This window comes from Schlesneria sp., assembly GCF_036405755.1.
GTDB lineage: Bacteria > Planctomycetota > Planctomycetia > Planctomycetales > Planctomycetaceae > Schlesneria > Schlesneria sphaerica.
Window position 1 is genome coordinate 1 of record NZ_DASWWZ010000173.1, and the last position, 12164, is coordinate 12164.

The following is a 12164-nucleotide window of genomic DNA, read 5'->3' on the forward strand; positions in this document are numbered from 1 at the left end:
GTGAAGAGCATCCCTTCTTTCGCGATTCGGTCGATGTTCGGGGTGTGGTATCCCATCATACCCATCGTGTAGGCACTGATGTTGGATTGCCCGATATCGTCGCCCCAGATGATACAGATATTGGGCTTCTTTCCCGACTGGGCCAAAGACGCTGCGACAAGCTGATTGTGGCTGGCCACAGCGAGCTGGTCTGCCGGAGACAATCCCGCGACCACCGTTGCTGAATCGGTTCGACGTGGATGTGCGTCCGAAGTTTCGCCCGCCTTCTCCTGCCGCACCGCGACGGCAGAAGCGGAAGTAGCCGAGTGAACCTGTGTCTTTTGTGACTCTGCCGTGGCGACACCAAAACCTGCCGCAGCTCCGAGAGCCACCGCAAATGCAGTAATCAGGGATGAATTTAAGCGCATTGACTTCTCCTGAATATGACGACAAAGGTGCAGGCGAAAGTGTTGGAACTCAGGTTCACGAATTCAATTACGGGCCGAAATTACTGTGCGGATCGGGCACAGCGGAACCCCACATGCGAGATCCCGGTGTCAGGAGTGCCTCCATGCCGGGCACTCGGTCGATAGCGAGTGCAGTAGCTATCGTTGCAAAGGAACGACCCGCCCCGCTGGCTGCGCTGGGTCGCATACGGACGAAGCGGATCATTGCTGACCGACGGTCCCGTCGGATTGACCTGCACTTTACCCCGACCGAATCGCTTGTAGGCATCACGGTCGTACCAGTCGGCACACCACTCCCAGACATTTCCTGACATGTCGAACAGCCCGAACCCGTTCGGGGGAAAAGACCGGACTGGGGCCGTCCGTTCAAAGCCGTCTTCCTTCGTGTTCCTGTGTGGAAATGTCCCATTCCATAAGTTGGCCTGAGGCTGTTTCAGACTCGGCTGTTCGTCACCCCATACGTAATTCTTGCGATCAAGTCCTCCGCGAGCGGCGTACTCCCATTCCGCTTCCGTCGGAAGCCGTTTGCCCGCCCAGTTCGCGTACGCAACCGCATCGTCCCAGGAAATATGAACGACAGGATGGTTCTCACGCCCTGCCAGATGCGAACCCGGTCCTTCCGGATGCTTCCAGTTGGCGCCCGGCGTCCATTGCCACCACTGGGAAAAATCATCCAGGGGAACCGGATGCTCGGGTGGAGTAAACACGAGTGATCCCGGGACGAGCGACTCTTCCGGAGGAGGTGGGGTACCAGGAGGCGATTGCGCCATGATTTCTTCCAGTGTCGGAGCTCGCTCAGCCGTCGTGAGGAATCCCGTGGCATCGACGAACCGCTGAAATTCCGCATTGGTCACTTCCGTCGCATCAATCCAGAATCCATCCAATTTGACACGATGGGCCGGTCGTTCATCATCCCAGGCATCGGGAGAATCGGTTCCCATCCAGAACTCGCCAGCGGGGATCCAAACCATACCAGGGGGTACCACATTGCCACTGCCAGAGTCAGCTCCTGTTTTGGAGCCAGTGCTGGGAGTGGACGATGAAGATGTTTCTGCCTTCTCTGGGGGAGTCTGTGAGGAAGCCGAAGGTTTCATCGCGTTGCGGGTCGCGAAGTAAGAGATGCCAAAGGCCAGAAAGCCAGCTACCAGCAGAAGTAATAACTTACGCATCAGAATTTGCTTCATTTCGAATAACCAGGGCGCGGAGGACGAGCCGCCGTTTCAGGGAATTGAGAAGTGATCAACGGTCTACAGACGCGCCGCTGATGTCTTTGAAAGTCGGATTATGATAGCAAACTGGGACCCGAACTGCTGCTGCCGAATTGAAGCTCGGTTCAACGATCAACTCTCACGCTTTACCACGGTACTCGACCTTCCACGGTCGAGGTTCGAAACTGTCGCCCGCGAAATCGTGCAGGCGATGGTCGAAAGAGGCACGGAACAGAAAGGCCCGGCGGCACAAAATTGTGTCGCCGGGCTCTCAAGTTTCACTCAGCAAACGAGTCCGAAAGCCGGACTCGTTCAATGACTTTTAACAGTTAGGCGTTCGGTGTGACCGAGATGTCCCGCGTCGCCAGATTCCCCAGAGCGAGGCCGTCATTGGCCACGAATGAGATCGTCTTGATCGATGCGAGCGGTACTCCATTGAACTGGTACTTCACCGACTGCAGTGCCGTGCGGTAGTTCGCCACGGTGTCGGACCCGGACAGCGTCAGAATCCCCGTCAGGATATCGAACGTTCCGGTAATCTTCGCCGTGTTGACGAACGAGAGCTGGTCGTTCCCCTGCTGATAATTGAACGCGATCCTCACAGTGGCCCCCGTGATGTTCGCACTATCCGGATCGGTAACCGACAGCGACGGAGCGATACTGACGGCACCCTGCGACGGTTTGTAGTTGAGTGCGGCAGCCTCGTTCGTGGCAATCTGAGGAGGATCGTTCAGTGCCAATATGGTGACATTGCGACTGACGACGTTGCTGGTGGCCAGCCCGTCATTGACAGTGACACCGACAGTTCTCGTTAATGTGCTGGGGTTATTACTCGTATTGAGGTACTTCACTGTCCGCAAAGCTGCCTCGTAGTTTTCCCGAGTATCGACCCCGGTCAGATTCAGGGTTCCTGTCAGGACGTCCCAGCTTCCCTTGATCTTGGCCGTGTTGGAGAACACGAGCTGGTCCTGTCCCTGTTGATAGTTTCCTGTGATCTTGACCGCCGCGCTCACGATATTCGGACTGTCCACGTCCTGAACCGTCAACGCCGGAACGACATTCGTCGCTGCGTCTTTCTCCTGGTACTGCAATGGGCTGCTGCCCCCGACGTTCAGGAACGGAGCCGTATTGGTCGTCTGGATTGTCACATTGCGCGTCGCAATGTTGCTGGCCAGTTGCGTGTCGTCGATCACAGTGAATGTAATCGTCCGGGTCAGGGTACTCAGCGCCGAGCTGCCGTTGTTGTAGTACTTCACATCCCGCAACGCGTTGATGTAGTTGACCACAGGAACCAGTCCCGACAACGTCAGTTCACCCGTTGCAGAGTTCCAGGCCGCGGAGATCTGGTTTGCATTCGCCACCGCTCCGGAGATCAGCAACTGATCCTGTCCTCGGACATAGTTGCCAGAAATCTTGATCACGGCACTTCGCAGCAGCGTACTGTCGTTATCCGAGATCACCAGCGTTGATGTCACAGGAGCAGGAGGGGTGTAAGGATCATTCGCCTTATAGATAGCGGGCACGGTCTCGATTCCCGACAAGACCGCACCATTCGGATGCGTTGCAATGCTGATGTTACGCGTCACCGTATTGCCGCTCAGTCCCTGATCATCAATCACACTGAAGCTGACAGTCCGGTTTGGAGCCGTCAAACCACTTTGCGAGTTGGCGAAACCGATGGATCGAAGAGCAGTCCGGTAATTACTGACGCTATCGACTCCGGACAGGGTGAGTATACCGGTTGCAGGATCCCATGATCCCTTGATCTTCGCCGTGTCGACGAAGACCAGCATGTCCTTGCTGCCGTTAGCGTTGTAGTTAGAAGAAATCCAGATCCGGGCTCCCATCAGGTTATCACTGTCAGGATCGGCTGCCAACACATTCGGTAGGATCTTGACGGCCGTTGCATCCTCTGTGTAGGCCAGGACGGTTGTGTCCGAGCTGGTCAGCACGGGGGGATCATTCACGGCAATCACATTAATCTCACGGCTGACCGTGTTACTCGTCAGCTTTGGTCCACTTGCTGCACCGCCGTCATCCGTCACTGTGTAGCTGACGGTTCGAGTGGAGGTATTTGGAGCGTTATGCAGGTTGTAGAAAGCTACGGACTGCAACGCAGCAGCATAATTGGCGGCGGTATCGGGACCGGTCAGTGTCAGGGTCCCGTTTGCGGCATTCCAGGTTCCGATAATCGTTGCCGTATTGGTGAAGCGCAGGAAGTCCTGGTTCGGCACATAATTTCCGGTGATGCGAATCGTGGCCTGCGTAATCAGGCTGTCAGGGTCGTTGACCTGAATCGTGGACGAAATCGGCGTCGTGTTATTGGTCCCGTAGTTCGGAGCCGTATTTTCGAGGTAATCCAGCGCCGTCTCTTCAATACCCGAGAGAACAGGAGCGTCGTTGACCGCATCCAGTGCGATCGTACGAACCACGGAGTTACTCACCACGTTCGTGGTGTCGGTCACCGTGAATGCAACCGTTCGCAGCAACCCGGAGGGGTTAGAACTGGAATTAAAGTAGGAAACCGAACGGAGCGCGGTCTGGTAATTTGCGACCGTGTCGACCCCGGTCAGGGTCAGCATCCCTGTCGCGGCATTGAACACCCCGGTGATCTTGGCAGTGTTGGTGAACTGCAGGAAGTCCTCACCGTTCTGATAGTTGCCGGTGATCTGGATCGTTGCACCCGACAGATTGGCACTATCGAAATCAAAGGCTGTAATCGTCGACGAAACCTTCACCGTCGAAAGCTCGGTGTAGAGCAGTGACCCTGGCTCGACCTGCGAGAGAGCAGGAGGGAAATCGACGGCCGTGACTTCGATGGTGCTGGTAATCACATTGCTCAGAGCGGACCCATCAGTCACCTGGAACTGCACACTCCGTGGTGTCTGGTTGGGATTTCCGCTGGAGTTGGCGTATTTCACAGCACGCAAAGCGTTGGTCCATTGTGCCAGCGTTGCTGAACCTCCGGCAGAGACCAGAGTCAACACCCCATTCGCGTTTGACTGCACGGCGATGTTGCCCATATCGACGCCGTTATTGGCAAAGCTCAGGATATCCTGGCCAGCAATATAGTTTGGCATCCGGATCGTCGCAGTCGTCAGCGTTGCATTGTCACTGTCGCTGACACTGATCACTGGATTGATTACTGTCGCAGGATCGGCTTCGGAATAAGAGATCGTACTGGATCCGGTCAGCACGGGTGCGTCGTTCACGCTGGTCAGGGCAATGTTCCGACTCACGATGGGACTGGTCAGGCCACCATCATCCGTAATGGAGAAACCGACTGTCCTGGTTGATGTGTTCGGGTTCTCTGACAGGTTGGTGTAGGTCACCGACCGAATCGCCGTGCGGTAGTTCGAGAACGAATCGACTCCGGTCAGGGTTAGAGTTCCCGTGGCTGCGTCCCAGACACCCGTGATTTTCGCCGTATTGGTGAAGTTCAACCGGTCCTGACCATTCTGATAGTTTCCAGTGATCTTGATCACCGACGATGATGCGTTATTGCTGTCCGGATCGATGGCCACAATATTTGCAGTCAATGGCGCGACGTCGTTCTCGGTGTAGGCAATCGGAGCCGTTTCCAGCGAGATCAGTGACGGTGCCTCATTGACGTTCGTCAGGTTGATCGTAATGGTCGCGGTGTCCGCCAGTTTCGTGGCCTGACTGTCGACGACCATCACCTTCAGAGAGAACGACTTGATCGCTTCGTAGTTCAGTGCGGCGGGGTTCGAGACGGTGATCACCCCAGTCGTCGGATTGATCGTGAACGCGTTATTCGTATTCCCGCTGAAGATGGAGTACGTGTAGGGAGCGAGTCCATTGGATGCGGCAACAGTCGCGATCACGGTACCGACGGCGGAGTTTTCCGGAATCGTCTTCGACTGATTTGCAATCTGTGGTTCTTGCCCGTCCAGCAGCAGAATGTTGACCGTGGCTGTGGAGGATCGAGCAGGAACTCCGTTATCCGTGACCTGAACCGTCAAGGCAAACGTCGGGTTTGAGGAGTAGTCGATCAGTCCTGGATCAACAACCCTGATCGCTCCCGTCGCCGGATCGATCGCGAAGGCCCCCGAATCATTCCCGCCGATGATGGCAAAGGTCAGGGTCTGGGCTGGTGAATCCTGGTCCGTTGCTTGAACCGTCCCTACGACCGTTCCTGGCAACGAGTGCTCCTTGAGGTTAAAGGACTGCGTACCAATGATCGGAGCATCGTTGATGTCCGCCAGTGCAATGGTGATTGTCGCTGCCATGGACGTGGACGGGATGCCCGTATCGGTCACTGTGGCGACAATTGTGAAGGTCGGTGTCGACTCAAAGTTCAGAGCAGCCGAGTTGGCCACTATGATGCGTCCCTGAGGATCAATTGAGAACGCCCCCCCTGTGTTGCCCCCATTAATGACGAACGACTGTCCCTGGATCGGCGCATTCGCGTTGTCGGGATCCGACGTCACGATCTGGCCCACAATGGTCCCGTTCGGCGTATTCTCGTTGACTGTGATTGGCCCCTGATCGAGCATCACGATCTGCTCGTTCAAGTTGCTCAGCAGAATGGTGATCGTCCCCGTCGCAAACAGGGCAGGTGAACCGTTGTCGGTCGCCCGCACGGTCAGGTTAAATACCGGATTCTTTTCAAAGTCGATTGCAGAGGGGTTGGCGACAGTGATTCGGCCGACGGAATCGATCGCGAACGCGCCGTCCTTATTCCCCGCCATGATCTGGAAACTGGTGATCGTGTTTCCGAGTTCACCTACGGAGGCAATGACTTGTCCCACAAGGTCACCGGCAGGGCGATTTTCCGCAATCGAGAACGTCGCGTCTTGGACCGCCGGTGTCGTTTCATTCACGTTCTGCAGATTAATCAGGACCGAGTTATTTGCTGACGTTCCCTGATCCCCACGGTCCACCACTTTAATCGTCAGTGCAAACGTCGACTGATTCTCAAAATTCAACGCAATGTTGTTGGGCAGCCCCGTCGTATTATTAACAGAAATTACCCCGGTGGCAGGATCAATGGAGAAGACTCCGGCGTACTCGACACCATTCACCTTAACCACGTTACCGCTGATGATGCTGTAAACGAGATTGGCATTCCCGTTCGGCTGCTGGGTATCAGGATCGTTGGCGATAACGCTACCGACGATTGTCCCATTAACCGTATTCTCAGGAATATTAAACGATTGATTGTTCGGAATGGTCGTGACTTCATTCACGTCATTCACGGTAATCCGCAGGGTTGCAACGGTCGAAAGGGGTGCAACGTTGTCAACGGCGCCGATCTGGACTGCGTGCAGATTACGATCAGTGACTTTGATCTGCAGATCGTAGGCGTTCAGCGTCTCGTAGTTAACGAGAGGGTTGGCAACGGTGATCTCACCCGTATCAGGATCGATGGCAAAGGTGTTATTGGGATTGCCCCCTACGATTTCAAAACTGTGACGCTGCTGTGGCTCCAGTGGATCCAGTCCGGGACGCGCGATCCGCGTGAACGTCCCTTGCGGAATGACAAAATTGTCGGTTCCGGAGATGAGTTGGAAGAATCCAACGCTCAGCCCAACTGTGCTGTTTTCATTGACGGCCAGCGTCTTTGTCGAATTGGCGACGTTAGGAGGAACTTCTCCCACATCGCGAAGCCGGATATAGACGTGGCTATCGCTGGTAAAGTTGCCGCCATTCGCGGTGAGGTTACCCCCTTGATAGGTCTGGGAGGAAAGACCCCGGATGTCCGTTGCGCGTACCTGCAGATCGAAGACAACGTCAGGGAAGCCGAGAAGCCCCCCTTGACCCAGGTTTCCCTGACCCAGATTTGCAACGCGGCGCGCTTCGTAGTCGAGGAATGACTGATCGGTGACGCGAATTCTGCCCGTGAACGGATCAATGGCAAAAGCCGGTGTATCCGCGTTGAATCCTGGAACCGTACCGACCAGGACATACGTCAATGTCGCCTGTTGAACCGGGTTGGAATCAATGTCTTGATCGATGGCCGTGACCGTCCCGACGACGGTGCCATTAAAGCTGTTTTCCCTGACTTCGAAAACGTTCACGATTCCATCGGGGATCGTCGGAGTTGGAGTCGATGCGTTATCGTAGGGGTACTGCGGAATGACCGGCCGATCATTCACGTTCCACAGATTGATCGTGATCGTGTTGCTGCCGGTCGCGCCGCTGTTGTCCGTCGCGGTGACCGTTAACGCGTACGAGTTCTGGGCTTCGTAGTTAAGATCAGCAGGATCATTGACCACGATGGTGTCGACGCCGTTGACGACGTCAATTCGGAACGCGGGAATCCCATTCCCGTTGTAATCGACATTCCCTGCGGTGATTTCCATGTTGCCGGGAGTGTAGTCGTCGGGGGCTGCATCAGGGTCTGTCACTGAAATGGAGACAACTTCGGTCCCAGCGCCGAAAGTAGCAGCATAAGGAAAGACTTGCGGCGTCTCGTTGATGTAAACCGTGACCGCAGCCACAACCGGATCGGTCAACATCCGACGCTGTTCCAGATGTTCTACGACTGTGGGAGTTGTGGACTGAATCCCATTCGACCTTCGGCGTCGGGTATGACCTGAAGATGCATTCAACCGGGCGAGTACCGAGTTTAACCAGGATTGCAGAATCATATGAAAACCTTCTAAGCGCAATGCGATACTGTTAGATGCGTACAGATGGCCCGCGACTTGAACCAAAGTTTGAGCTTGGTCGAAAGCGAAAGCGTTCGTGACAGAAGAAGTGAATGTTCAGTGACCTCGTTTACACGCTCGACGTACAGATGGGTTGAATGCAATTCGCAAATGTCCGCGAGACGCTGAACAGGCATCAAGGTCGGCATCCGAAAAGATTACGCAGCTTGCCAGAGCGGTTGCAAGCGCCGATTTATCTGAATTTTCCAATTGCCCGAATTTTGACAGCGTCGGTTCCGCTCACTGTTCGACTGACATGTGTGCCAGCAGAGTGCGGGTCGGGAATCGAGGGGTAATTAAAGGGTCTCGGTTGCGTGACCGCATCGATTTTGTCAGCCTGCTGATGAACACTTAGCGGCCCATAAAACTGAAAAGACAGACGATGCCAGCAGACCGCACCATTGACCTCATTGTGCTTGCAACTTACCTGGTGGGAGTGGTGGGGTTCGGGTGTTGGTTCGCCAGAAGAAGCGGGTCATCTGAACAATTCATGTCGGCTGGTCGCTCCATCCCCGGCTGGGCCGTCGGCATGTCGATTGTCGGCTCCTACATCAGCAGCATCAGCTTCATCGCCAACCCAGGCAAGGCATACCAGGGGAACTGGAATGCATTCGTCCTCGCAGTGACGATGCCTCTTGCCGCATGGATCTCAGTCAAATACTTCGTCCCGTTCTACCGGCGAAGCGGCCAGCTGTCGGCCTACGAACATTTCGAAGCACGATTCGGCCCGTGGGCTCGAACATACGGCGTCGTTTGTTTCCTGCTGACTCAGTTCGCGCGACTGGGAATGATCCTCTACCTGCTGGCACTGGCACTGGCGCCACTGATCGGGCTGGAAGTTTCGACGATCATTATCATCAGCGGCATCGCAATCACCATTTACCCGTTGTTCGGTGGCACAGAAGGGGTCATCTGGACCGGCGTCGTTCAGTCATGTGTACTAGTTGCCGGAGTCGCCCTGTGTGGGCTGGCTGTCGTCATGCAAATCAGCGGAGGACTGCCTGAACTTTTCCAAGTCGCGGTAGCAAATCATAAGTTCAGCCTGGGAGACATGGATCTGGGAGTGACCCAGTCAACCTTCTGGGTGATGGTGCTTTTCGGACTCGTCACACACTTACAGAACTTCGGCATTGATCAGGGTTACATCCAGCGGTATGCGACAGCGAAATCCGATGAAGACGCAGCACGGAGCGTCTGGATGGGAGGCCTTTGCTTTATTCCCCTCAGCGCGGCATTCTTCTTCATCGGGACGGCACTATTCGTACTTTACCAGCAACGCCCATCCGACTTGCCGCCGAACATCAAGTCCGACGCTGTCTTCCCGCACTTCATCGGCTCGCAACTTCCCCCCGGCGTGATGGGGCTTGTCCTGGCGGCAATCTTCTCAGCCGCAATGGACTCGAATCTGAACTGCTGTGCAACGCTGTATCTCTGCGATATTCACCGCCGCTACATTCACCCGGATGCGGGCGAGAAAGAGTCGATGCGCGTTCTCCATTATTCAACGCTGATTATGGGAATGCTCAGCATCTGCGCAGCCCTGGCCATGGTCGGACGCCAGCGGAACGCGCTGGACGTCTGGTGGAAACTATCGGGAATATTCAGCGGCGGACTACTGGGCCTCTTCCTGCTCGGGTTGCTCTCACGACGAGCGAACTCGCGTCATGCTGCCATCGCCGTGACCGCCGGAGTCATCGTCATCGTCTGGATGACGGTCACCCCCATGGCCAGCGGTTATCTCAGCTCACAGGGGTTAAGCTGGTTTGTCAGCCCTTTCAACGACAACCTGATCATTGTGGTGGGAGCACTAACGATTTTGCTGATTGGACTGACTGCAAGCCGGCTGGCCGAACGGCAAACTCGTGAAGTTCGGATCGATCCACTTCCAGAAAGTGTCATTGACCAGGAACTCTCCACGTGAACCTGCTCCTCTGTCGATAAAATGAACTTTGCAAAGTCAGCGTTAAGCTTCTGCCTCGTCCCGTCCACAGACTTGAGTTCCGTTCATTTTGGAGTCGCTCGTAATGCCTTCCGTTCCTTCCACTCCTGCTTTCCCGAAACCAATTCGCGGCATCGTGCCTCCCGTAGTGACTCCGCTCATTGGACGCGACGATCTGGATCACGCTGGACTGGAACGTCTGCTCAACCATCAAATCGACGCCGGGGTCGCGGGGTTATTCATTCTGGGCACGACAGGCGAAGGTCCCAGTCTTTCGTACCGACTCCGCTATGAACTGGTCGAACGCACATGCGAAATTGTCGCCGGGCGTGTCCCGGTGCTCGTCGGAATCACCGACACATCTCTCGTCGAAGCTCTTGAACTGGCGACGTATTCTCATGGCGTCGGCGCCGCTGCGGTTGTCGCGGCACCACCTTACTATTTTTCAGTCGAGCAATCGCACGTCAGCCGCTTTATCTCGGAGCTGGCCGACGATTCTCCTCTTCCACTGTTCGTCTACAACATGCCTTCCTGCGTGAAGCTGTCCCTGACGTTCGAGACCGTCCGACAACTGGCGGACCACAAGAACATTTGTGGCGTGAAGGACAGCTCAGGCGACATCGAGGCCTTCCGCAAGCTGCTGGAACTACGGTCCGTCCGCCCCGACTGGACATTCCTGATGGGCCCGGAACATCTGACTGCCGAATCCGTCCTCATGGGGGGAGATGGAGGGGTCAATGGGGGTGCCAATCTCTATCCAAGATTGTTCGTCGAACTCTTTCAGGCCGCAGACGGAAAAAACCACGCGGAAATCAATCGCCTGCAAAAGCTGGTCATGGAACTGGGAAACCTTTACGGCATCGCTGGCGAAGGCCCATCCGGCTATCTGTCGGGCCTGAAGTGCGCCCTGTCAGTCGCGGGAATCTGTTCCGAGCAACTTGCTCCCCCATTCAGCACTGTCACCGCATCAGATCGGTCAAAAATTTCTGACTTACTGGCGTCGGTCGGCCCGCAGCTCCCCGTTCAGCACGCAGCCGCCCGCGTCGCCAACTGACATTCGTCACATCAGTGCCGTAGCCCCCCAGTCGTCAACGGGTCCATCAGGGTACCGCGAGAGACCATGCGTCAGCGACTGATCTCTCGCGAAGGACCAGTCGCATCGGATAAGGCGGTGAAAGGGGTCTTTCGGCACGCGGGAGAGTGGTCAGGCTGGGGTAAGATCACTAGGATTCGCTAGTGAGCAAACGCGGAGACTGCTCTGCGAATTTCTGACCTTCAGCCAAAAGTTTTCCGATGTCCGAAAAGACCCTCATTCGTGTTGGACACAGTCCTGACCCTGACGACGCGTTCATGTTTTATGCGCTCGCCAATGACAAGATCGACACAGGCAACTACAGGTTCACTCACGAGCTTCAGGATATCCAGACGCTGAATGAGCGAGCTCTTCGAGGTGAGCTGGAGCTGACTGCCGTCAGTCTGCATGGCTACGCCTACATGACCCAGACCTACGCACTTTGTGCGTGTGGCTGCAGCATGGGTGACAACTACGGCCCCATGATCGTCGCGAAGCAGCCAGGAAGCCTGAACGACTTCCGCGGCAAAACCATCGCGATCCCCGGCAAGCTGACGACTGCCTACCTGGCACTTCGCCTCGCTCTGGGAGACGACTTCAAGGCGGTCGTTTACCCCTTCGACGAGATTCTCAAAGTAACCAGCGAAGGCAAGGTTGACGCCGGACTCATCATTCACGAAGGCCAGCTGACGTACCAGAACGATGGCCTGCACCTCATCGTCGACCTCGGCAAGTGGTGGATGAACGAAACACAGCTTCCTCTGCCCCTGGGTGGCAACGCCATCCGACGTGACCTTGGTCCGAAGGCGATGGTTGAAGTAACTG

General features: G+C 55.7%; 5 protein-coding genes and 1 pseudogene. 3 read left to right on the forward strand and 3 right to left on the reverse strand.

All coding sequences use genetic code 11. From position 1 onward, the window contains the following. The 3 genes and pseudogenes from VGE80_RS05710 to VGE80_RS05720 all read right to left on the reverse strand — a co-directional run. Positions 1–407, reverse strand: a pseudogene (locus VGE80_RS05710) (arylsulfatase); the annotation flags it as partial. Between the two features lie 80 nt (positions 408–487). Then, positions 488–1615 carry a formylglycine-generating enzyme family protein gene (locus VGE80_RS05715; protein ID WP_440591979.1) on the reverse strand — a complete coding sequence of 376 codons (1128 nt, stop codon included), beginning with the start codon at positions 1613–1615 and terminating at the stop codon, positions 488–490. A 368-nt stretch (positions 1616–1983) separates the two neighbouring features. Next, positions 1984–8136: a cadherin domain-containing protein gene (locus tag VGE80_RS05720; protein ID WP_440591980.1), complete on the reverse strand. Its 6153-nt coding sequence runs from the start codon at positions 8134–8136 to the stop codon at positions 1984–1986. A gap of 682 nt (positions 8137–8818) precedes the next feature. On the opposite strand from VGE80_RS05720, the gene VGE80_RS05725 reads away from it, so the two are divergent. From VGE80_RS05725 to VGE80_RS05735, 3 genes are all read left to right on the forward strand, one after another. Continuing rightward, positions 8819–10249, forward strand: coding sequence for a sodium:solute symporter (locus VGE80_RS05725; RefSeq protein WP_440591981.1), 1431 nt, complete (start codon positions 8819–8821; stop codon positions 10247–10249). Between the two features lie 103 nt (positions 10250–10352). After that, positions 10353–11321 (forward strand): dihydrodipicolinate synthase family protein, encoded by a 969-nt coding sequence (locus VGE80_RS05730; protein WP_397570942.1) that lies wholly within the window; start codon positions 10353–10355, stop codon positions 11319–11321. 239 nt (positions 11322–11560) lie between these two features. Continuing rightward, positions 11561–12164, forward strand: a 604-nt coding sequence (locus VGE80_RS05735) for a menaquinone biosynthesis family protein (RefSeq protein WP_440591982.1), incomplete at its 3' end; no start/stop codon positions are given.